Below are 22,493 nucleotides of genomic sequence, written 5' to 3'. Positions count from 1 at the left end.
AGGGTGCGTCCGGGTCATCCGGCGGTCCATATGCTAGCGCGCGCAGGAACGATGGGGGCAAGGCCTCGGCTAGCGGGCGAACTGGCTCTGGTAGAGGTCGCGATAGAAGCCGCCGGCGGCCAGCAGCTCCTCGTGCGTGCCCTTCTCCACCACGCGGCCGTCGCGCATGACGATGATGCAGTCCGCGTTGCGCACGGTCGAGAGCCTGTGCGCCACCACGAGCGACGTGCGGCCTTCCATCATGCGGTCGAACGCGTCCTGCACCTGCAGCTCCGTGCGGGTGTCGATGGAGCTCGTCGCCTCGTCCAGAAGCAGCACCGCCGGGTCGCACATCATGACGCGGGCGATGCACAGCAGCTGGCGCTGCCCCTGCGAGAGGGCGCCCCCGCCCTCGCCCACCATCGTCTGGTAGCCCTGGGGCAGCTGCACGATGAACTTGTGCGCGTGGGCGCGCTTTGCGGCGGCCACCACCTGATCGTCCGTGGCGCCCGGCACGCCGTACGCTATGTTGTCGCGCACCGTGCCCTCGAACAGCCACGTCTCTTGCAGAACCATGCCGAACGCGGAGCGCAGGCTCTGCCGCGTGAGGCCGCGCGTGTCCATGCCGTCGAGCGTGATGGTGCCGCCGTCCACGTCGTAGAACCGCAGCAGCAGGTTGATGAGGGTGGTCTTGCCGCAGCCGGTGGGCCCCACCAGCGCAAAGCGCTTGCCGGCCGGCACGTGTATGCACACGTCCCGCAAAAGCGGACGGTCCTTCCTGTACGAGAAGAACACGTGGTCCAGCTCGAGCTCGCCCCGTGGGGCGGGAAGCTCCCTCGCGTCCGCGGCGTCCGGCTCCTCCTCCGCGGCATCCATGAGCGCGAGCAGGCGCCGCGCGGAGGCGAACGCGGTCTGCACCTGCGTCACGACGGCGGAGATCTCGTTGAACGGCTTCATGTACTGGTTCGCGTACGAGAGGAAGCTCTGCACCTGCCCCACGGAGAGCGGCGTGGGCCAGCCGGTGATGACGCTCGCGCAACCGGCGATGGCGACCGCGGCGTACGTGACGTTGTTCACGAGCCTGGTGGACGGGTTGCTGAGGCTGCTTATGAACTGCGCACGCACGCCCTTCCCGTACAGCTCCGCGTTCACGCGGCCGAACGTCGCGACGTCCGCCGGCGCGTGCGCGAACGCCGTCACGAGCTTCTGGTTGCCGATGACCTCCTCCGCAAAGCCGCCGAGCTCGCCCTGCAGCGCCTGCTGCGCCGCGAACGAAGAGGCGGACTTGCGCGTGATGAGCCCGGCCGCGAGCACGGACAGCGGCGTGAGCAGGATGACGACGAGCGCGACGGGCACGGATATGGACAGCATGAACGCGATGGTTCCCACGATGGTGGCGACGCCGTTGAACAGCTGCGTGAAGCCCTGCAGCAGGCCGTCGCTCACCTGGTCCACGTCGTTTATGACGCGGGACAGCAGGTCGCCGTGGGAGTGCGAGTCCACGAACGACAGCGGCAGGCGGTCGAGCTTGCCGTACGCGTCCACGCGCAGGTCGCGCGCCGTGTTGTACGAGAGGCGGTTCGTGCAGTAGCCCTGCACCCACTGGCAAGCGCCCGCGGCGGCCACCACAACGGCGAGCCGCCTGAGCACGGGCGCCAGGCGCGCGAAGTCCACGCGGCCGGCGGCGACCATGCAATCGATGGCGTTGCCTATGAGCACGGGCACGTACAGCTGCAGCACGACGGAAGCGGCGGAGGCCACAAACGCGGCGACCAGAAGCGGCAGGTGCGGCCGCACGTAGCGCATGACGCGGCGCAGCACCGTGCCCACGCCGTAGCCCGCAACGTCCATCCCCTGGTTGGGGTCTGTGCCGCCCACGTTTCCGCGCACGTTCGACATGGTTGCGGAGGCGGATGCCCCCGCGGCATACGGGTTGGCCATTACGCTGACACCTCCTCCGGAGAGAGCTGCGACAGGCAGATCTCGCGGTACAGCGCACACGTGCGCAGCAGCTGTGCATGCGTGCCGATTCCGGCCACGCGGCCGTGGTCCAGCACGAGCACCTTCGTGGCACCCATGACCGCGCTCACGCGCTGAGAGACGACGACGCTCGTCGTCGTGCCCGAAAGCGAGGCCAGGGCCTGCCTCAGGCGCGCGTCCGTCGCGAAGTCGAGCGCAGAGGCGGAGTCGTCCAGCACCACGACGCGCGGCGACCCCACGAGGGCGCGCGCGATGGTGAGGCGCTGCCGCTGGCCGCCGCTGAAGTTCTTGCCGTCTGCCTCCACCGGCTCGTCCAGGCCCGCCGGCTTCGCGCGCACGAAGTCTGCCGCCTGCGCAAGCTCGAGTGCCGCCCACAGCTCGTCGTCAGTGGCGTCCGGCTTTCGCCACGTCAGGTTCGATCGGATCGTCCCCGTCATGAGCGAGGCGCGCTGAGACACGATGGCGACGGTGGCGCGCAGCTGCTCAAGCGGCCATTCGCGCACGTCGCGCCCGAGCACGCTCACGCTTCCGGACGTGGCGTCGTACAGGCGCGGCAGCAGCTGCACGAGCGTGGACTTGCCCGACCCCGTGCCGCCGATGATGCCCAAGGTCTCGCCCTCGCGCACATCGAGCGTCACGTGCGCGAGGGCCGGCTGCGACGACCCCGCGTAGCAGAACGTGGCGTCGTCCAGGCTCACGGCAGGCGCCGCGCCGCGCGCGGGCGGCTCCACGCAGCCCGCCTCCGTCTGCGCAAGGGCCGGGCTCGCGTCCAGCACCTCCATGACGCGCTGGGCGGAGGCCGACCCGCGCGTGAACGTGACCACGAGGTTCGCCACGTACGCCACGGCAAGCAGCGTCTGCGTCATGTAGTTCACGAACGCCATGACTTCGCCCTGCGTAAGGTCGCCCGCGCTCACGCGAAACGCGCCGCTCCACAGAATCGCGACCACGCCCGCGTTCAGCACCACAAACGTCGCCGGGCTCAAGAGCGCCGTCAGCCTGCCCGCGGCGACAGCCGTGGCGGCCTGGTCGTTGGCGGCGTGGCGGAAGCGGGCAAACTCGTCCTTCTCGCGGCGGAACGCGCGGATCACGCGCACGCCGGAAAGAGACTCCCGCGTGATGAGGCTCACGCGGTCAAGGCGCGTCTGCATCTGCCGGAAGTACGGCACGGCGCGCGACATCACGAACCAGAACACGAGCCCTATGAGCGGCGTGCACAGAAGGAATATGCAGCCCAGCTTAAAGTCGATGAGAAGCGCGGCCACCATGGAGCCCACGGCCAAAAACGGCCAGCGTATGAGCTGACGGATGCCAAGGGCGATCGCCACCTGCACCTGGTTCACGTCGTTCGTGATGCGCGTGGTGAGCGACGGCGTGCCAAAGCGGTCCACGTCCTCGGCGGAGAGCTCCATCGTCTTCTTGAAGAGCGCATTGCGCAGGTCCGTCCCCACGCCCTGCGATACCAGGGCCGCCATCCTCTGGCACACCAGCGTGAAGCAGTAGCCCACGCACGCAAGGCACACCAGCAGCGCGCCCATCCTCAGCACGTAGCGGGCGTCGTGGTGCGCGACGCCCACGTCTATCATGCGCGCCACGATCATGGGCGTCATGAGGTCGAACGCGACCTCGACCACCTTTGCCGCCATGCCCACGGTCACGCGCCCGCGGTATCCCCGCAGGTACCTCATCAGCAGCTCACGCAAAGCATACTTCCCTCCGCGGCCCCTCTGTCCCAGCACGTCGCGGCTAGTCCAGGCCCAGCTTGTCCGACAGCTCTATCCACTCCGTCTCGAGCTCGTCCACCTGGGCCTCGACGTCGTCTATCTGGGACTGCGCGTCCATGAGGCCTTGGTAGTCCGACGCGTCCAGCTCCGCCATGCGCGCACGCAGCCGCTCCGGCTCTCCCTCGAGCTTCTGCAGCTTGCGCGCCACGGCGTCGTAGCGCTTCTTCAGCTCGCGGCGCTCGGCGTTGGAAAGGCCCGTCGGCGCGGGGCCGCCGTCCTTCTCGCCCTGCGCAACCACGTTAGCCGCGGCGGGCGCGGATGTCGAATTCGACTTTTGTATGCTGCCATCCAAAAGGGATAGGTATTCGTCCACGCCGCCCGGCACGTGGCGCACGTGGCCGTCTATCAGCGCAAACTGGTCGTCCGTCACGCGCTCCATCAGGTAGCGGTCGTGGCTCACCAGGATGAGCGTGCCCGGCCACGTGTCAAGCAGGTCCTCAAGCACGGCGAGCATGTCCGTGTCGAGGTCGTTTCCGGGCTCGTCCAGGATGAGCACGTTGGGCTCGCGGAGAAGGACGCACAGTATCGACAGGCGCCGCCTCTGGCCGCCGGACAGGTCCTTGATGAACGTCGGGAACTCCCTGCGCTCGAAGCCCAGGCGCTCCAGCAGCTGCTCCGGGCTCTGCGGCTTGCCGTCCACCACGTAGTACTTCTTGAACGTGGCCAGGAGCTCCTCCACGCGCCAGTCGTCCTTCTCGCGCAGCTGGTCCAGGTGCTGGGACAGTATGCCGAACTTCACGGACTTGCCGATCTTGACGTAGCCGGCGCTCGGCAGCATGCGGCCCGTCATCACCTTAAGGAGCGTGGACTTGCCGGCGCCGTTCTCGCCCAGGATGCCGTAGCGGTCGCCCGGCCCTATGAGCCAGCTCACGTCCCTCAGCACCTGGCGCTCGCCGTAGCCGGCGCTCACGTCCTTAAGCTCCATGACCTGCTTGCCCAGGCGGCTCACGGCAAGGCGCTTCAGCTCCGTGGTGTTGCGCAGCGGCGGGTCGTCCGCCAGGAGCGCCATCGCGGCGTCGATTCTGAACTTCGGCTTGCTCGAGCGCGCCTTCGCGCCGTGCGCGAGCCAGTTGAGCTCCTTGCGCAGGGTGTTCTGGCGTCGTTCCTCCGTCACGACCGCCTGGCGCTGGCGCTCCACGCGCTGCTGTATGTACGCGGAGTAGCCGCCCTCGAACGGGTCGATCACCCCGTCGTGCACCTCCCACATGTGCTCGCACACCTCGTCCAGGAACCAGCGGTCGTGCGTCACGACGAGAAGGGCGCCCTGTCCCTGCTGCCAGCGGTACCTCAGGTGCCGCGCGAGCCACGTGATTGCGCCCATGTCCAGGTGGTTCGTGGGCTCGTCCATCAGGATCACGTCCCACGTGCCCACGAGCACGCGCGCCAGGTCGCAGCGGCGGCGCTGCCCGCCAGAGAGCTCCCCCACCCTCGCGTGCCAGTCAACGTCGCCCAGAAGCTCGTCCACCACGGAGCGCACCTTGGGGTCGGACGCCCACACGTACTCCGGCACGTCGCCCACCACGGCGTGCTCCACCGTGTCCGCGTCGTCGAGCGCGTCGTCCTGGGCGAGCATGCCCACCTCGATGTTGTTGCGGTACGTCACCTTGCCGGAGTCCGGCTCCAGGCGCTTAGCCACAAGCTCCAAGAGCGTCGACTTCCCGTCGCCGTTCCTGCCCACGATGCCTATGCGCTCGCCCTCGTTTATGCCTATGGTCTGGTCGCGCAGCACCTGCTTGCCCGGCCACTCCATGCTCAGGTGCTCGCAGCCAATCAGAATTCCCAAAGCTATTCCTCCACGTCCGCCGCAAGCCCACGCAGCAGCGCTATCTCGCGCCTGTATCCCGCAAGGTCGTTCGGCGTCTCCAGTATCATCGGCAGGTCGCGCGTCCTTGGGTTCGTGACCACCGCGCGGAAGGCATCCAGGCCCAGCGTGCCCTCGCCTATCCTCTCGTGGCGGTCCTTGTGCGACCCGCGCGGGTTCTTCGAGTCGTTCAGGTGCAGCGCGCACAGCCGGTCCAGGCCGATCACGCGGTCGAACTCGTCCAGCACGCCGTCCAGGTCGCCGCCCACGTCGTAGCCGGCGTCGCTCACGTGGCACGTGTCAAGGCACACGCCAAGCAGCTGGTCCTCGCGCGTCCCGTCGATTATGCGCGCCAGCTCCTCGAAGCTGCGACCCACCTCCGTGCCCTTTCCGGCCATGGTCTCTAGCAGCACGCGCGTGCGCTGGCCGGGTACCAGCACCTGGTTCAGCCCCTCGCAGATGAGCTCGATGCCGCGACCTGCCCCCTGCCTCACGTGGCTGCCGGGGTGGAAGTTGTAGTAGTTGCCCGGCAGCGCCTCCATGCGCTCAAGGTCGCCGGCCATGGCCTCGCGCGCGAACTCCACGGTCCGCTTCGTGGCGGAGCACAGGTTCATGGTGTACGGCGCGTGCGCCACCAGCTTCCCAAAGCCGTGCTCGGCCATCAGGGTCAGAAGCGCCTCCACGTCCCTGGGGTCCAGTGCCTTCGCGCTGCCGCCCCGGGGGTTGCGCGTGAAGAACGCGAACGTGTTCGCGCCGATCTCGAGCGCCGTCCTTCCCATGGCCTCGAAGCCCGCGGAGGTGGACAGGTGGCAGCCGATCGTGATCGCGCCCACGCTAGCGCACCCTCCCCAGAAGGGCGCCCAGCCTGTCCAGGAGCTCCGCCGCGACCTGCTCCAGCGGCAGCGTGTCCATCTGCTCCACGCGGTCCGGGTACACGAAGGCAACGCGGTCGGTGTCGGACCCAAACGTGCTGTCCGCACGGCTCACGTCGTTCGCGACTATGAGGTCGCAGCCCTTGCGCTCGAGCTTCTGGCGCGCGTGGGCAAGGAGGTCGTCCGTCTCGGCGGCGAACCCCACCACCACGCGGTCGCCCTTGCGCGCGCTCAGGTCGCGCAGGATGTCCGCGGTCTCCACGAGCTCGATCGCGTCCAGGTGCTCCTCCGTCTTCTTCAGCTTGTGGTCCGCCGGGGCCTTCGGCGTGTAGTCAGCCACGGCCGCGGCGCATATCGCGGCGTCCGCGCCCCCAAACGCCGAAAGCGCCGCCTCGTGCATCTGCGCGGCGCTCACCACGTCCACGCGGCGCACGCCGTCGGGCGTCGCGAGCGCCGTCGGACCGCTCACGAGCGTCACGTTCGCCCCGCGGCGCGCCGCCTCGCGCGCTATTGCGTAGCCCATCTTGCCGGTTGACGCGTTCGCGATGTAGCGCACCGGGTCTATGGCCTCGTGCGTGGGACCCGCCGTCACGACGACGTCCCTGCCCGCGAGCGCCGCGTACTTCTCGCCCGCGCCCTCTGCCTTGCCGAGAAGGGCGAGCGCCGCGGCCACGATGTCCTCCACGGGCGCAAGCTTGCCCTCGCCCACGTATCCGCACGCGAGCTCGCCGGACGCCGGCATCACGAAGCGCACGCCGCGGCCGCGCAGCAGTGAAACGTTAGCCTGCGTCGCGGGGTTGCGCCACATGTTCACGTTCATGGCGGGCGCCACCAGCACGTCGGAGTGCGCCGCGAGGATCGTCGCCGTCGCCGCGTCGTCCGCGATGCCGCACGCCATCTTCGCCATCACGTTCGCCGTCGCGGGCACCACCAGCACCAGGTCCGCGAAGTCCGCGGACTCCACGTGCGGGATGGCCGTCTCGCGCATGCCGTACAGCGACGTGACCACCTCGTGGTGCGAGAGCGCCCTGAACGTGGTCTCGCCCACGAAGCGCGTCGCGTCCTGCGTCATGGCGACGCGCACGTCGCAGCCGGCCTTCTGCAGGCCGCGCATGACCTCGCACGCCTTGTACGCCGCGATGCCGCCGCACACCACCAGCGTCACGTTCGCCATCAGTCGGCAACCTCCTCGGTCACCAGCAGGCGGTGGCAGTACGGGCACTCCGCGATCGAACCGGCGTGCTTGAGGTCGCTGAACAGGCTCGGCTGCAGCTTAACGCGGCACACGGACGGCACGTTGCCCTCGAGCTTCTCGACGGCGAGTCCGCCAAAGCGCTTCGCCGCGGCGTCGTAGCGCGCGAGCGTGTCCTCGTCCAGCGCCGCGACCATGCGCTTGCGCTCGTCGGCAAGCTGGCGCACCCGCGCCATGATGTCCGCGGTGTCGCGCTCGAACGACGCCTGCTGGGCCGCGCGCTCCTCGTCGAGCTTCGCGTCCAGGTCGCGCGCGTTCCTCTCGGCCTTCTGGAGGCGCTTCAGGCGGTCGGACGTCTCCTTGTAGTTGAACTCGATCTTCTCCATCTTCTTGGCGAGCGAGGTCAGCTGCTGCTCGATGCTGGACGCCTGGCGGTAGTCGCCCTCCTGCGCGAGGGCCCTCACCTCGTCCGTCTTCTGCATCAGGTGCTCGTGCTCGGCCTCCGCGTCCTGGAGCTCGAGCTCGGCGTCCTTGCGCTGGCCCACGATCTTCGTGAGCTCGCCGGCCACCTTGCGCTTCGCCGCGTCGGCAGCGGCGATCCTCTTCTGCTGCGGCATCGCCTTGAGCCTGCGGCTGTCGCGCATGAGCTCCAGGTCGATCTGCTGAAGGCGCAGGAGCGCCTCGTAGTCGTTCATGTCTACCTCCGGTTGCTAGAGACGATGCCAAGGAGGGCGTCCGCGAAGCGGTCCAGGTCGCCCTCGCTCACGCGCTCGTCGAACGAGATCCTGAGCGATCCCAGGGCGTCGCCCCGGGCGATTCCCATGGCGGAGAGCACGTGGCTGGGGTCGAGCGAGCCGGACGAGCACGCGGAGCCCGCGGACACCTCGAACCCAAGCTGGTCGAGCTTCAGGATGAGCGTCTCGGAGTCCAGGGTCGGGACCATGACGGAGACCATGCCAGGCAGGCGTCCCTCGTCCACCGTTGCGCTCACCGTGGGCAGGATGCCCGTGCCCTCCGCGCACAGGCGCGAGAAGAGCGCGTTTGCCCGGCCCTGGACGACCGCTCGCGTGCGGTCCAGCCCGTCCGCGCAGCTCTTGGCCGCCGCCGCGAACGCGAGCGCCCCGCGCACGTCCTGGGTACCGGGACGGCGCCCCTGCTCCTGCCCGCCGCCGAAGCTCTGGGGCCGCAGGGGGCAGCGCGAGCGCACCATGAGCGCGCCTATGCCCACGGGGCCGCCGATCTTGTGCGCGGCGATGCTCACGGCGTCGGCATCGGCCACGTCGAGCGGGATCCGCCCGAAGGCCTGCACCGCGTCCGTGTGGAACAGCGCGCCGGCCTCGTGCGCCGCGCGGGCGATCTTGCCCACCGGCTGCACGACGCCCGTCTCGTTGTTCGCGCTCATCACGCTCACCAGCGCCACGTCGGGCCCCAGGAGCCTTCGTACGGCGTCCTCCGTCACGACGCCCTCGCGGTTTGGCCTGGCGAGCTCCACCTCGAAGCCGCGGCCGCGCAGCGCCGGCACCACGTCAAGCTCGCTGTCGTGCTCGATGGCCGAGACGATGACCCTCGTCCTGTTGCGGTCGCGGTCGCGCGCGCCCTCGGCCATGCCGTACAGCGCGAGGTTGTTCGACTCCGTTCCGCCGGAGGTGAACACCACGTCCGCCGGCCTGAAGCCGCCGCCCACGCAGCGCGCTATGTCGCGCCGGCACTGCTCCAGCCGCGCGTACGCCATGCGCCCCAGCGTGTGGAGCGAGTTCGGGTTCGCACCCGCTATCGGCGACCCCTCGTAGAGCCGCTCCGCCTCGCTTGCCTCTTCGCACATGGGCGCGGAGGCCGCGAAGTCCAGGTACACGTAGTTCTTGTTCTGCATCCCTATGCCCTCTTGGCGAGCCCCATGGTGCCGTTGCGGCGGAGCTCCTCAATCGCTGCGGCGTGGTCCGCCGCCTTGAATACCTTGCTTCCGGCCACTATCACGTTCGCGCCCGCGGCGACGACCTCGCCCACGTTGTCCGCGCCGATGCCGCCGTCCACCTCCACGAGCGGGCTCACGCCGTGCTCCGCGCACATCCTGCGCAGGGCCCTGAGCTTCCTCACGGAGCCGGGGATGAAGCTCTGCCCGCCAAAGCCGGGGTTCACCGTCATCACGAGCACCATGTCGAGCTCGTCCAGGATCGCGTCGAGCGCAGCCACGGGCGTCCCCGGGTTCAGCGCGACGCACGCCTTCGCACCCGCGTCGTGGATGAGCCCCACGAGCCGGTCCGCGTGCGTCTGGGCCTCGTAGTGGAACGTCACGACGTCCGCGCCGGCCGCGAGGTACCACGGCACCTGCTCCTCCGGATTCGTCACCATCAGGTGCACGTCCAGGGGAAGCCTCGTCGCGGCCTTAGCCTGGCGCAGGATCTCCGTGCCAAAGCTCAGGTTCGGCACGAAGTGCCCGTCCATCACGTCGTAGTGGACGAGGTCCGCGTTCTTGATGCTCTCGAGCTCCTCGCCCAGACGCGTGAAGTCGGCCGAGAGGACCGACGGTGCAATCAGTACGCTTTCGTTTGGCATGTTTCGATCTTCTCCCCCGTGCTCTATTCCCTTGTGTCTAGGCCGTAGAACTCAACGTGCGGGTCACGGTCCAAAAGCAGCTGGGCCGCCTCGCCCAGCTCCGTCCCATCATACAGAATCGAGTGGACCGCGTTCGTGAGCGGGGCCTCGATCCCAAGCTCCCGCGCGAGCTCCCACGTGCTCTGCGCCGCGCGGGCGCCCTCCACCACCATGCCGGTGCGCTCCTCGTACGCCTCGAGGCTCTCGCCGTGCGAGAACGCCTCGCCGAACGTGCGGTTGCGCGAGTGGCGAGAGGTGCAGGTGGCCACGAGGTCGCCCATGCCCGCCAGGCCCATGCACGTCATGGGGTCGCCGCCCACGGCGCACACGATCCGGCTGATCTCGGCGAGGCCGCGGGTCATGAGGACCGCGAGCGTGTTGTCGCCCAGGCCAAGGCCCGCGCAGATGCCGCACGCGATCGCGACGACGTTCTTCACGGCCGCGCACACCTCGACGCCCTTGATGTCCTGCGAGCGGTACACGCGGAACTCCTGGGACACGAACGCCTCCTGGAAGTATGCCGCGAGCGCCTCGCTCTGGCACGCCACGACCGCGGCGGAGATCAGGCCCTGGCAGATCTCCTCGGCGTGGTTGGGGCCCGAGAGCGCCGCTACGCGCCCGGGGTTTCCCAGCACGTCCGCCACGACGTCCGCCATGAGGAGGTGCGTCCCCGGCTCGATGCCCTTCGTGAGCACCACGATGGGCAGGTCCTCGCGAACGAGCCCCCTCAGCCCCTCGCATATGCCGCGCAGAAACGAGGACGGCACTACCATCACCATGGACTCCGCGCCGTCGAGCACCTCCGCGAAGTCGTGGCTCGCGCTCACGTTTGCCGGCAGCTCGTAGTCCTTGAGATGGCGCGGGTTCCTGTGCGTGCGGTTGATGGCCTCGGCCACCTTGGGCGAGTGCGCCCACACCCGCACGTCGTTGGCGTGCGCCGCAAGCAGGCCCGCGGCCGCCGTGCCCCAGGACCCCGAGCCGATGACGGCTATCCTTCCCGCCATCGCTACCTGCCTTCCTTGTCGCCGCGCCTGTGAACGCTGAACTTGCGCTCCTGGCCGTACGCGAGCTTCTTGATGTTTCCCCTGTGCGCGAACACCACGACGGCCGCCACCACCAGAAGCGGCACGATCGCGACGCCGCGGATGCCCCACGCGAACGAGATGATGGGAAGCGATATGGCCGCGCTCACGGAGCCGAGCGAAACGTAGCGCGTCGGCACGGCAAGCACCAGGAACACCGCGAGCATCATGAGCGTGACGGGCCAGCAGAAGCCAAGGCCGGCGCCCAGGCCAACGCTGATGCCCTTGCCGCCGTGGAAGCCCAGGTACGGCGAGTACACGTGGCCGAGCACGCACGCCATGTACAGCGCGGTCGTGGACCAGCCCGCGGCGCCGAGCGCGGCCGTCTGCGAGAAGTCCCCGCCAAAGGCCACCTGGGACACCACGAGGCGTCCGAGCATGATGGCGAGGTAGCCCTTGCCGGCGTCGCACAGGAGCGTGAGCGCGGCCGCGCCGCCGCCGGCCGATCGCGCCACGTTCGTCATCCCGATGTTACCGGAGCCCACCTTGCGCACGTCCACGTGCTCGCTGGAGTGCCGCGCGATGATGAGCCCGCTCGGGATGCCGCAGATGAGAAACGCACCCGCCATGCACGCGAGCGTCGCGATAGCGATTGTTGGCATGCTAGTCGTCCTTCCGCCTGAACCTGAGCCTGAGCGGCGTGCCCGCGAAGTCGAACGTCTCGCGGATGCGGTTCTCCAGGAACCGCTCGTAGTTGTCGTCCACGAGGTCCGGCGCGTTGCACCAGAACGTGAGCGCCGGCGGCTTCGTGCCCGTCTGCGTGGCGTAGTGGATCTTCAGGCGGCGGTTCTTGTACGTGACGGTGTGGCCGCCCTCGCGGATGGAGGTGACGAGCCTGTTCAGCTCCGACGTCCGCACCTGGCGCGCGTGGTTCTCGGACGCCCTCACTGCCGCGGCGAGCACCTTGTCCGTCGCGCGGCCCGTGAGCGCGCTCACGTTGACGGAAGGCGCCCATCGCGCGAACGTCATCCTCTGGTCGAGCGACGACCTCACGGCCTCGCGCTTCTCCTCCGTGTCGATGAGGTCCCACTTGTTCAGCACGACGACGATGGCGCAGCCGCGGTCGATGGCCATGCCCGCGAGCTTCTGGTCCTGCTCCGTCACGCCGACGCTCGCGTCGACGACGAGCAGGCACACGTCCGCCTTGTCCATCGCCTGCAGGCCCCTCACGAGGCTGTAGTACTCCACGTCCTCGTGCACCTGGGTCTTCTTGCGCATGCCGGCCGTGTCCACCAGGCGTATGCGGCTGCCCTTCCACGCGATCTCGATGTCTACGGCGTCGCGCGTGGTGCCCGCGACGTCGCTCACGATCGATCGGTTGCGCTTCGCCAGGCGGTTCGTGAGCGAGGACTTGCCCACGTTCGGCCTGCCGATGATCGCGACGTTCAGCACGCCGTCCTCGCGCTCCGGCTCTGGCTCGCCCTCGTCGGGCAGCGCCGCGACCACGTCGTCCAGCAGGTCGCCGGTGCCAAAGCCGTGGCCGGCGGAGATGCCGCGCGGCTCGCCCACGCCCAGCGAGTAGTAGTCCCAGCTGTTCAGCTCCCTGGCCGGGTCGTCCAGCTTGTTCACGCACAGGAACACGGGCTTCTTAGAGCGCCGCACCACGCGCGCAACCTCCTCGTCCTCGTCCGTGACGCCCACGGTCCCGTCCACCACGAAGATGATCGCGTCCGCCTCGTCGCACGCGGCGAGCGCCTGCTCGCGGATGCGCGGGGCAAACACGTCCTTGCTCTTGGCGGACTCGATGCCGCCGGTGTCTATCAGCACGAAGTCGCGACCGTTCCAGTCGCAGTCGTGGTACGAGCGGTCGCGCGTGACGCCGCGAGACTCGTGGACTATGGCGTCACGGTTGACGGAGAGGCGGTTCACCAGCGTGGACTTGCCCACGTTGGGCCGGCCGACAACGGCGACGATTGGCTTTGACATATCACTCCTTGCTATAGGGGCACAGTTACGCTCAGTCTACCATTCGCTCGCGCGGGCTATTCGGTTGAGCGGCGCCCTCACCAACACAGCGAAAGCGCGCATGGCAAGGCGGGCGCCACGGGCGAGAAGATCGCACGGCCACGGGCAGGCGCTAGCCCTGGGCCCCGCCCTTCTCGCCCGCGGCAGGCGCGCTTGCGCACGTGGCGCCCGTGAGCCTGCCGATGGCGGCCACGACCTCGTCTATCTGCTCCTGGGGGGTCGAGGCGCCCGCCGTCACGCCGATGGCCTCCGCGCCCGCGAACCACGCGGGGTCGAGCTCGTCCGGCGTCTCTATGTGGTGGGTGCGCGCGCACGCCCCCGCGCAGATCTCTGCGAGCCGTCGCGTGTTCGCGGACATCCTGCCGCCTATGACCACCATCGCGTCCACGCGGGCGGAAAGCTCCGCCGCGGCGGCCTGCCGCTCTGACGTCGCCTCGCAGATCGTGTCCATCACGCGTACCTCGTCAGTGCGGCCCAGCAGGCGCCTCACGAGCTCTGCCAGACGCGCGCGGGACTGCGTGGTCTGCACCACGACGCCCACCTTGCGCCCGAGCTCGAGCGCGTCCGCGTCCTCCGGGCGCTCCACCACCGTCGCGCCCGGCGCGTGGCCGAGCGTGCCCAAGACCTCGGGGTGGCCCGCCTCGCCAAACACCAGCACCCGGTAACCCTCGCGCGTGAGCGTCTCGGCCGCTCGGTGGGCGCGCACCACGAACGGGCACGTCGCGTCCAGCACGCTGTCCGCGGCTTCGCGAGCGCGCGCCTCCTCGTCCGGCGTGACGCCGTGCGTGCGCAGCACCAGCGTGCCGCCCAAGAACTCGTCCGGCGCGTCTGCCACCGTGACGCCGTCCTGCGCAAGGGACTCCACGACGGTGGGGTTGTGGATGAGCGGCCCGAGCGTGTGGATGGGTCCCTCCGCCTGCGCCGCGGCCTTGCGCACCAGCTCGAGTGCGCGGTTTACCCCGTAGCAGGCCCCGGCCTCGCGGGCCACCTCGATCGTCGGCATGCGTCCTCCCTACATCTTTCCCGGGTGCTCGCGGCGGAGCTCGTCGCGCAGCGCGTACACGCGCTCCATCGCGACCTCCTCCATCCTGAGCGCCTGCTGCTTGCGGCCCCTCACGCCCAGGTCGGAGAACTCGATGCACTCCCCCGCCTTGCAGAACACGCGTCCAAAGCGCTTCCAGTGCGTGCCCTTGGGCGTGATGTCGCGCGCGCCCACGATGGCGACGGGCTGCACGGGCGCCTTCGCCATCTGCGCCATGAGCGCGAACCCGCCGTGTATGGTGACGGGCTGGTCGTCGCTCTTGATGCGCGTGCCCTCCGGAAACACGAGCACGCACTCGCCGCGCTGCAGCGCCGCCTGCGCCCGGCGCACCGCCTTCAGGTCTGCGGTGCCACGCCTCACGGGGATGGCCCCCGCGCGCGAGAACAGCCACGACACGAAGTCGGTCTTGTTGAACTCGCTCTTCGAGATCGGCCTCACGCGGATGCCGTGGAAGTACAGCCCGCAGACGATCACCACGGGGTCGAGCATGGAGGTGTGGTTCATCACGATCATGCGGCCGCGCGCGTCGTCGCGAAGCAGCCTCACGTCCTCGATCCTCCATGGCCACAGCACCTTCGTGACCGCCCACACGATGGTGGCGGCCACGGCCAGAAGCGCCCGCGCCGGCAGCGGGAACTCCTTCATCCCGTGGTCGTAGTAGTCGTCGAACGAGTTGCCCGCAAACGCACGCATCCGACCCGCCTTGGCCTTGGGCCGTACGGCTGCCCCTGCGGCCGGCTTGCCCGCGCCCTTCTCGGCCGCAGCGTCCTTTGCGCGTTCGCTTGCGGAGGCGTCCGCCGCCCCGCCGTCTGCGGCGGGACTGGGCGAGGTGCGCTCGCCCCCCCTGTCAAAAGGGGCGACCTCGCCCGCCTTCGGCGCGCCGGCCCGGGCGCGGGCGGCGTCCATCAGGTCCACGATCTGTTGCACCACCTGCTCCGGCGTGAGCGCGGAGTTGTCGATCATGTGCGCGTCCGCCGCGGGCCTCAGCGGAGACTCCTTGCGCGAGCTGTCAAGCTTGTCGCGGCGCACCAGGTCCTGGAGTATCTGCCGCTCCTCTGCCGCGTCGGCCTTCGCGGCGGCGTCTCGACCAGCGTCTCCGCCCTCGCGCTGCACGGCCCTGCGGTGGGCGCGCGCGGCGGCATCGGCCGTCAGGAACACCTTCACCTCCGCGTTGGGGAAGACGACGGTGCCGATGTCCCTTCCCTCCGCCACGACGTCCCCGGCCGCGCCCAGCTCGCGCTGGCGCGCCACCATGGCCTCGCGCACCCGGGGGTAGGCGGACACCACGGACACGTTGCGGTCGACCTCCGGCGTGCGGATCTGGCGCGTCACGTCCTGTCCGTCGATGCTCACGGTCTGGCCGTCCGCGGACTTGCCGAACACGATCTTCGCGCGCTCCGCCACGGCCGATACCGCGTCTCCGTCGCTCACGTCCACGCCCGAGTCGAGGCAGCGCCACGTCACGGCGCGATACATGGCGCCCGTGTCCAGGAACGTGAGGTTGCACCGGTCCGCGATGGCGTGGGCCGTCGTCGACTTGCCCGATCCCGCCGGTCCGTCAATGGCTACTATCATCATGCGTCCTTCCCAGAGATGTTCTGCGTCGTGTCGATTCCTATGAGCCCCGGCTCCCGCATGCGCCTGACAACCTCTTCCGGCGCAAGGGCAAGCGCCGCGAGCGAGAAGTGCCCGCCTCCGTAGGTGAGGATCTGCGAGCTCACGTTGGGGAGCGTCACGTGCCAGAACGTGGAGAGCGGCGTCCCGAACACGGCGCCCAGTATGGCGCGGGACATGCCGCCGTGGCTGATGCACGCCGTGCGGCCCTCCAGCGGCTCCAGGGCCGCGAGCACGCCGCGGGCGCGCCCAAGCAGGTCCTCGAAGCTCTCCGCGCCCGGCGCCGGCATGGAGCGCCCGTCCTCGTCCAGCGGCCACGGGAAGTCGTAGCCAAGCTCGTGCACCTCATCCATCCGCATGCCCTGGATGCTGCCGAAGTTTATCTCCGCGAGCCCGGGCTCCACGCGGCACTCGACCCCCAGGCGAAACGCCGCCTCCTCCGCGATGGAGCGGCAGCGCGACAGCGGGGAGCACCAGATGCGGTCGGGCTCCCACGCCACGACGGCCTCAATGGCGCGGCGCATCTGCTCTTCTCCCCTGGGCGTGAGGTCCACGTCGATGCGGCCGGAAAGCACGCCCGCCATGTTCTCGCGCGTCTCGGGGTGACGCATCAGAAGTATACGTTGCCTAGCCACGATGGGCCTCCCTCCCGTCTCTGGGCGCACGCGCGCCCCGTTGGCGCGGCGCCCCATAAGAACCCGCCGCCTTGGGCGCGTCGGCCTTGCCCAGCCCCTCTATCATCGCACGCTCGGCGTCCGTGAGCGGCCGCCACTGGCCGGGCATCAGGCCGGTGAGCGCAAGCGGGCCAAACTCGTCGCGGTGCAGCCGCACCACCTCGTGGCCTATGGAGCGCAGCATCTTCTTCACCTGGTGCTTGCGCCCCTCGTGGATGGAGAGGCCCACCACGGCGTGGTTGTACGGCAGCCCCTCGCCGACGACGGGCAGCGCGGCCGGGTCGTCCGCGGAAAGCAGCCGCGCCTTCGCGGGTGACGCCATGCCGTCCGGCATGCGCACGCCGTCGCGCAGCATCTGCAGCTGGTGGCGCGTGGGCACGCCGCGCACGAGCGCAACGTAGTGCTTCCACACGTGGTGCGACGGGTGAAGCATCTGGTTCGCGACGTCGCCGTTCGTGGTGAAGAGGAGAAGCCCGGTCGTGTCGGCGTCGAGCCTCCCCACGGGGAAGAGCCCCGGGTAGCGCTCCGTGGGCACGAGCGATGCGACACACGGCCTGCCCTGCGGGTCGCTCATGGTGGTGACGTAGCCGGACGGCTTGTACAGCATCACGTACGCGGAGTCGTCCGCGAGCGTGCACTCGCGCCCGTCCACCGTCACCACGTCCACGCCCGGCGTCACCTTGCTGCCGAGCTCCGTCACGACCAGGCCGTTCACGCGCACGCGGCCTGCGGTCATGAGCGCCTCCGACCCACGGCGGCTCGCGACGCCGGCACGCGCCAGGTAGCGCTGGAGCCTCATGGTGTAGGCGATGTCGAGGCCGGCGCCCTTCTCGGCGCCGTCGCCTTCCCTGGCCGCCGCCATCAAAGGTCCGCCTCGCCCTCGCCGTACGCGGGGGACTCTTCTGCGGTGGAGTCCTCGGAGTCGCCCACCCCTGGGCTCGCATCGTCGTCCTCAAACGCGTCGCCCAGCAGCTCCTGCTCCTCCTCGATGTCGGCCGAGGCCTCCTCGAGCGTGGAGGATATCGCGCTGCCGGAAAGCCGCTCGCGGATGAAGCGCTTCGACTCCTCGTCCGGGGCGAAGTCCTCAAGCGGCGGCAGGTCGCGCAGGCTGCGCAGGCCAAACGTCTCCAGGAAGCGCTGCGTGGTGCCGTACTGCATGGCGCGGCTGCGGTCGCGCTCGCGCCCCACCTCGCGCACGAGGCCCTTCTCCTTGAGCGAGCCGATCACGCCGTCGGAGTTGACGCCGCGGACGGCCTTCACGCCCTCGCGCGTGACGGGCTGGTGGTACGCGATGACCGCCAGCGTCTCGAGCGCGGCCTGCGAAAGGCGGCGCGTGTCCCAGGAGAGCACGTAGCGCTCCACGACGTCGTGGTAGGCGGGGTGCGTGAACAGCCGCCAGCCGCCCGCGACCTCGCGCAGCTGGAAGCCGCGGTCGGCGTCGGAGTACTCCGCCGCGAGCTCCGCCAGGGCGCCCGCCGCCTCGCTGGGGGCGATGCCCAGCACCTTGGAGAGCTCCGTCGCGGGCACGGCGTCCGTGGATACCAGAAGGAGCGCCTCGAGCGCGCCCTTCAGCGAGTCGTGGTCAAGATGTTCCAGGTCCTGCATCAGGCATCCTCCTCGATGCTCGTGAGGTCCGAGTTGTCGAGCTCGAACGGCTTCGCGCCCTCGACGCGCGCGACGTCTATCTCGCCGAACGTGTGCTCCTGCGTCAGCACGACGGACCCGCGCTTCTCGAGCTCCAGTATCGCGAGGAACGTCGCGACGAGCGTCTCGGGCCGCAGGTCGCCGTCGAGCAGGTCCGAGAAGCTCACGAGCGGGTGCGCGCGCGTGACGCGGTCGACGGACGCCACGGTGAGCGCAATGGGCAGGCGCTTGGGGGCGATGTGCTCCGCCTCCAGCAGGAAGCCCTGGCGGCGGCTGTCCAGGTCCGCGCAGATCACCGCGAGGGAGCGCAGCGTGATGCCCTCGAGGTAGTCCGGCATGAGCCCCATGAACTCGGGGTCCGGCCCGGCCGTGCGCGGCTCCATCAGGCTCTCGGCCTCCATGCGGCTGCCGAGCGCCGCGGCTGCGTTGCGGAACTGCTTGTACGCGATGAGCCGCGCGATGAGCACCTCGCGCGCCTCGTCCGGCGAGAGGTTCGCGAGGTCGTCCTCGTCGTCTTCCTCTTCTTCCTCCTTGCGGGGGCGCTGCGGCTCGTTTGGAACGAGCGCAGCCGCCTTCATGTCGAGCAGCGTGGACGCCACGAGCACGAAGTCGCTCGCCACGTCCAGGTCGAGCTCGCCCATGGACTGCACCTCGCGCATGTACTGGTCGGCCACCTCGGCGATCGAGATGGACCCGATGTCGAGCTTCTGCCGGCTGACCAGCTGCAGCAGCAGGTCGAACGGGCCCGAGTACGCCTGTGTCTTTACGTTGTACGACACCTACGCCCCCATCATGAGCGTCGCGAGGCTGCCGGCGGTCGCGTCCAGGTACATGCCCAGCGGGTCGAAGCCCAGGACCGACGGCAGCACGTACAGCACCACCAGAAGGATGGGCATGCTGTACTGCTGGATCTTGTAGTAGCTCTGCCGCGCGCCGCCGTGAAGGAGCGGCATCACGATCTTGGAGCCGTCCAGCGGCGGCAGCGGGATGAGGTTGAAGAACATGAGCGTCAGGTTGACGTACACGTAGATCTGCAGCGCCATGAGCACCCAGTACAGCGCGTCCTCCGCGCCCGACCAAGAAGCGAACGCCAGCCTGAACGCGACCGCGCCCACGAGCGCCTGCAGCAGGTTGGACGCCGGCCCCGCGAGCGCCACCAGCACCTCGTCGCGGCGGGGGTTCCTGAGGTTGTACGGGTTGTACGGCACCGGCTTCGCGAACGCGAACACCGGCCCGCCGATCCACGCCATAAGGAGCGGCAGCAGCACCGAGCCCACAGGGTCCAGGTGCGCGAGCGGGTTGAGCGTGAGCCTTCCCGCCTGCTTCGCCGTGGGGTCGCCCAGCCTGTACGCGACCCAGCCGTGGGCCACCTCGTGCACGATTGCCGAGAGCATCACGAGGGCGACCGAGCCCACGATCATGAATATCCGCTGGTTAGAGAGCATGTCTTCCCTACCTTGCCCCAATCGTGCGCGCCTTGCGCACAAGCAGCCAGTCGATCACGAACAGCGCGACGGCCACGGCGACGAAGTCCCCGCGCAGCACGCCGCCAAACGGCGTCTGGAACACGAGCGTCCCGGAGACGGAAGACGGCAGCCATGCCGTGAACGCCGCGGTGAGCTCCACCACGTGGATGCGCCACGAGCCCAGCACCACGGCGTTTGCCGCCACGAGCGCCGCGAGCGCAATCGCGTACAGCCTGCACGCGAGGGCGACCACCCTAAGCAGCCACGACAGCGCGCGGCCGTACGCCTGGCGCGCCGCGGGCGGCACCTGCGCGCCCCCGGGCGAGAAGGGCGTCTGCCTCGGGCCTTCTACCGGTGCCACGTAAGGCCGCTGCGGTGGCGCGGCGTACTGCTGCCGCGCGTACGTCTGGGTCCGCACCTCGCCGGCGTAAGGCGTGGCCGCGCCCTCCGCCTCGGCGTCCTGCGGCTGGCGGCGCGTCTGCGTCGCGGGATACGCCTGCGTCCTCTCGTCCCAGTCAGGGGCGGCATGCCTAGGCATTCAGACTCTCCTCGATCTTCTCCGTAAGCTCCAGCCACTCCTCCTCGAGCGCCGGGATCTTCTTCGAGAGCGCGTTGTACTCCTTCATGCACTGGTCGAACTTCGCGGCGTCGTTGTACAGCGCCTCGTCGGCCATCATGTTCACGAGCTCCTTGTAGCGCGCCTGCGCCGGCTTAAGCGCGGCCTCCACCTGCTTCAGGCGCTTCCTCTCCTCGCGGACGGCCTTGTTCGCGGCGTTTCTGGCCTCCGCCTCCGCGCGGCGCTGCTCCTTCGTCTTCACGTTGCGGCCCGCGGGCGCGGGGGCCGCCGCGGGCGCGGCGGAATGCGCCGCCTCCTGCCGGGACGCCGCGTCCTTCTCGCCCGCCTGGGCGCCCTGCGCCTGTCCCTCGAGCTCCGCGCGCTTGTACAGGTAGTAGTCGTAGTCGCCGTCGTAGAGCGTCACCTTGTGGTCGCGAACGTCCACCACCTTGTTCGCCACCGCTCGCACCAGGTGCTCGTCGTGGCTGATGAGCACGATGGTGCCCGGGAAGTTGACGAGGGCCTCCTCGAGCACGTCCACGGAGTCGATGTCCAGGTGGTTCGTGGGCTCGTCCAGACACAGCAGCGGGTCCGGCGCCACGAGCATGCGCGCGAGCGCCAGACGCGCGCGCTCGCCGCCGGAAAGCACGCCGACCTTCTTTTCCACGTCGTCGCCGTGGAACAGGAACGCGCCCAGCAGCTTGCGCTCCTGGGAGGTGGTCCAGCCGGGCGCGGCCTCGTCCATCTCCTGCAGAACGGTGTACGACTCGCGCAGGGTCTCCAGCTGGTGCTGCGCGTAGTACGCCACGGTCACGTTCTGGCCAAGCCTCACGGAGCCCGCCGTGGGGGCCTCGTGGCCGTTGATGATCTTCATGAGCGTGGACTTGCCCGCTCCGTTGGGCCCCACGAGTGCCACGTGGTCGCCGCGGTACAGCTTCAGGTCGACGCCGTCGTACACGTCGTTGTCCTCGTAGTGCTTCGAGATGCCCTCCAGGCTCACGACCTCGTCGCCGGTGCGCGGCGGGTCCGGGAACTTGAAGTGCACCTTCTTCGAGGACTCCGGCAGCACCACCAGCTCCTCGCGCACCTTCTCGAGCTTCTTGATGCGCTCCTGCACCTGCCTCGCCTTCGTGGGCTTGTAGCGGAAGCGCTCGATGAACACCTCCATGTGCTGGATGTCGCGCTCCTGCGCCGCGCGCTTCGCGCGGAGCTGCTCCAGGTTGTCCTCGCGCTGGTGCAGGTAGCTGGTGTAGTTTCCCGTGTACGTCATGAGGCGCTTGTTCTCGAGCGACGCGATGTGGCTCACGCACGCGTCCATGAACGAGCGGTCGTGGCTCACCAGCAGCACGGCGCCGTCGTAGCCCGCCAAGAACGACTCGAGCCACTTGACGGACTCCAGGTCCAGGTGGTTGGTGGGCTCGTCCAGAAGGAGAAGGTCGGGGTGCCTCAGCAGCAGCTTCGACAGGGCGATGCGCATCTGCCAGCCGCCGGAGAACTCCTTCGCCGGCTTGTCGAAGTCCTCGACGGGAAATCCCAGGCCGCCCAGGATCTGCTTCGCCCTGGCCTCGAGCTCGTAGCCGCCCAGGCGCTCGTAGCGGTCCTGCGCCGCGCCGTAGCGCTCCAGGAGCGCGTACTGCTCGTCGCCCTCGGGCATCTCGGAGATCTGGCGCTCCATCTCCTTGATGCGCGCCTCGAGGCGCTTGACCTCCACGGCGGAGTCCACGACCTCGCCGAGCGCGCTCTTCTCGCCCGCAAGGTGCGTCTCCTGCTCGAGGTAGCCTACGGAAGCGTCGCGCGCGAACGACACGGTGCCCTCGTCCGGCTCCTCCTGCCCCATCATGATCTTGAGGAGCGTGGTCTTGCCCGCGCCGTTCGGTCCAACGAGGCCCCAGCGCTCCCCCGCGTTCAGCTGCAACGTTGCGGCCGTGTACAGGACACGGCCGCCAAACGACTTCGTGATCTTGTCTGCAAGTGCTATCAAGTGCTGTCCGTTCCACAATACGGGCGTCTGCCCGAGAAGTACAATCCACTTGATTATACGTGGGTCCGGCACCAGCCGCGCACGCCGCCCGTGACGCTTACCAAAGCACCATTGCGTCACAGCTCCATTTGCCTGATGCAAACTCGCCCAACAAAAAAGGACCCCCGAGGGGGTCCCGTCGCATGTGGTGGGCCCAGAGAGATTCGAACTCCCAACCCAGGGATTATGAGTCCCCTGCGCTAACCGTTGCGCCATAGGCCCGGAAACTG

General features: G+C 69.2%; 20 protein-coding genes and 1 tRNA gene. All 21 read right to left on the bottom strand.

Features of this window, described 5'->3' with window-relative positions:
• Nucleotides 1-69: 69 nt before the first annotated feature.
• The gene (locus ACTQWE_RS03255; RefSeq protein WP_441855754.1) at nucleotides 70-1,920 is read right to left on the bottom strand and encodes an ABC transporter ATP-binding protein; all 1,851 of its coding nucleotides are present in this window, start codon (nucleotides 1,918-1,920) and stop codon (nucleotides 70-72) included.
• Entirely contained in the window at nucleotides 1,920-3,662 is a 1,743-nt protein-coding gene (locus tag ACTQWE_RS03250; protein ID WP_441855756.1) for an ABC transporter ATP-binding protein, read from the bottom strand. The genes ACTQWE_RS03255 and ACTQWE_RS03250 overlap by 1 nt, the downstream gene beginning before the upstream one ends.
• Before the next feature lie 43 nt (nucleotides 3,663-3,705).
• A complete protein-coding gene (locus ACTQWE_RS03245; RefSeq protein ID WP_441855758.1) occupies nucleotides 3,706-5,526 on the bottom strand; it encodes an ABC-F family ATP-binding cassette domain-containing protein in 1,821 nt (606 codons plus the stop codon).
• A 2-nt stretch (nucleotides 5,527-5,528) separates the two neighbouring features.
• The gene (locus ACTQWE_RS03240; RefSeq protein ID WP_441855760.1) at nucleotides 5,529-6,377 is read right to left on the bottom strand and encodes a deoxyribonuclease IV; all 849 of its coding nucleotides are present in this window, start codon (nucleotides 6,375-6,377) and stop codon (nucleotides 5,529-5,531) included.
• 1 nt (nucleotide 6,378) lies between these two features.
• Nucleotides 6,379-7,590 carry a bifunctional phosphopantothenoylcysteine decarboxylase/phosphopantothenate--cysteine ligase CoaBC gene (gene coaBC / locus ACTQWE_RS03235; RefSeq protein ID WP_441855762.1) on the bottom strand — a complete coding sequence of 404 codons (1,212 nt, stop codon included), beginning with the start codon at nucleotides 7,588-7,590 and terminating at the stop codon, nucleotides 6,379-6,381.
• Nucleotides 7,590-8,303: a zinc ribbon domain-containing protein gene (locus ACTQWE_RS03230; protein ID WP_441855763.1), complete on the bottom strand. Its 714-nt coding sequence runs from the start codon at nucleotides 8,301-8,303 to the stop codon at nucleotides 7,590-7,592. The genes coaBC and ACTQWE_RS03230 overlap by 1 nt, the downstream gene beginning before the upstream one ends.
• A 2-nt stretch (nucleotides 8,304-8,305) precedes the next feature.
• Nucleotides 8,306-9,478, bottom strand: coding sequence for a cysteine desulfurase family protein (locus ACTQWE_RS03225; RefSeq protein WP_441855765.1), 1,173 nt, complete (start codon nucleotides 9,476-9,478; stop codon nucleotides 8,306-8,308).
• A gap of 2 nt (nucleotides 9,479-9,480) precedes the next feature.
• The gene (gene rpe, locus ACTQWE_RS03220) at nucleotides 9,481-10,161 is read right to left on the bottom strand and encodes a ribulose-phosphate 3-epimerase (protein ID WP_441855767.1); all 681 of its coding nucleotides are present in this window, start codon (nucleotides 10,159-10,161) and stop codon (nucleotides 9,481-9,483) included.
• A 23-nt stretch (nucleotides 10,162-10,184) separates the two neighbouring features.
• Nucleotides 10,185-11,204, bottom strand: a complete 1,020-nt coding sequence (locus tag ACTQWE_RS03215) for an NAD(P)H-dependent glycerol-3-phosphate dehydrogenase (protein ID WP_170104140.1) — start codon at nucleotides 11,202-11,204, stop codon at nucleotides 10,185-10,187.
• Between the two features lie 2 nt (nucleotides 11,205-11,206).
• Complete coding sequence (locus ACTQWE_RS03210; RefSeq protein ID WP_170104139.1) at nucleotides 11,207-11,884, bottom strand: glycerol-3-phosphate acyltransferase; 678 nt, start codon at nucleotides 11,882-11,884, stop codon at nucleotides 11,207-11,209.
• Nucleotide 11,885: 1 nt separating this feature from the next.
• Complete coding sequence (gene der / locus ACTQWE_RS03205; protein ID WP_170104138.1) at nucleotides 11,886-13,208, bottom strand: ribosome biogenesis GTPase Der; 1,323 nt, start codon at nucleotides 13,206-13,208, stop codon at nucleotides 11,886-11,888.
• Between the two features lie 151 nt (nucleotides 13,209-13,359).
• On the bottom strand, nucleotides 13,360-14,250 hold the full coding sequence (ispH, locus tag ACTQWE_RS03200; protein WP_441855769.1) for a 4-hydroxy-3-methylbut-2-enyl diphosphate reductase: 891 nt from the start codon (nucleotides 14,248-14,250) through the stop codon (nucleotides 13,360-13,362).
• 9 nt (nucleotides 14,251-14,259) lie between these two features.
• Nucleotides 14,260-15,867 (bottom strand): (d)CMP kinase, encoded by a 1,608-nt coding sequence (gene cmk, locus ACTQWE_RS03195; protein ID WP_441855771.1) that lies wholly within the window; start codon nucleotides 15,865-15,867, stop codon nucleotides 14,260-14,262.
• Nucleotides 15,864-16,538 (bottom strand): histidine phosphatase family protein, encoded by a 675-nt coding sequence (locus ACTQWE_RS03190; protein ID WP_441855772.1) that lies wholly within the window; start codon nucleotides 16,536-16,538, stop codon nucleotides 15,864-15,866. The genes cmk and ACTQWE_RS03190 overlap by 4 nt, the downstream gene beginning before the upstream one ends.
• Complete coding sequence (locus ACTQWE_RS03185; protein WP_170104135.1) at nucleotides 16,531-17,439, bottom strand: pseudouridine synthase; 909 nt, start codon at nucleotides 17,437-17,439, stop codon at nucleotides 16,531-16,533. The genes ACTQWE_RS03190 and ACTQWE_RS03185 overlap by 8 nt, the downstream gene beginning before the upstream one ends.
• Nucleotides 17,439-18,182, bottom strand: coding sequence for an SMC-Scp complex subunit ScpB (scpB, locus tag ACTQWE_RS03180; RefSeq protein ID WP_170104133.1), 744 nt, complete (start codon nucleotides 18,180-18,182; stop codon nucleotides 17,439-17,441). The genes ACTQWE_RS03185 and scpB overlap by 1 nt, the downstream gene beginning before the upstream one ends.
• A complete protein-coding gene (locus ACTQWE_RS03175; protein ID WP_170104131.1) occupies nucleotides 18,182-19,000 on the bottom strand; it encodes a segregation and condensation protein A in 819 nt (272 codons plus the stop codon). The genes scpB and ACTQWE_RS03175 overlap by 1 nt, the downstream gene beginning before the upstream one ends.
• Nucleotides 19,001-19,666, bottom strand: coding sequence for a site-2 protease family protein (locus tag ACTQWE_RS03170; protein ID WP_235927340.1), 666 nt, complete (start codon nucleotides 19,664-19,666; stop codon nucleotides 19,001-19,003). It lies immediately after the preceding gene.
• Between the two features lie 7 nt (nucleotides 19,667-19,673).
• On the bottom strand, nucleotides 19,674-20,225 hold the full coding sequence (locus tag ACTQWE_RS03165; protein WP_170104130.1) for a hypothetical protein: 552 nt from the start codon (nucleotides 20,223-20,225) through the stop codon (nucleotides 19,674-19,676).
• Entirely contained in the window at nucleotides 20,218-22,224 is a 2,007-nt protein-coding gene (gene abc-f / locus ACTQWE_RS03160; protein ID WP_441855775.1) for a ribosomal protection-like ABC-F family protein, read from the bottom strand. The genes ACTQWE_RS03165 and abc-f overlap by 8 nt, the downstream gene beginning before the upstream one ends.
• A 185-nt stretch (nucleotides 22,225-22,409) precedes the next feature.
• Nucleotides 22,410-22,485, bottom strand: a tRNA-Ile gene (locus ACTQWE_RS03155).
• Nucleotides 22,486-22,493 lie beyond the last annotated feature (8 nt).

The sequence above is a fragment of the Parafannyhessea sp. LCP19S3_B1 genome (genome assembly GCF_052121955.1).
GTDB lineage: Bacteria > Actinomycetota > Coriobacteriia > Coriobacteriales > Atopobiaceae > Parafannyhessea.
This window is presented reverse-complemented; position numbering and strand designations above follow the sequence as displayed.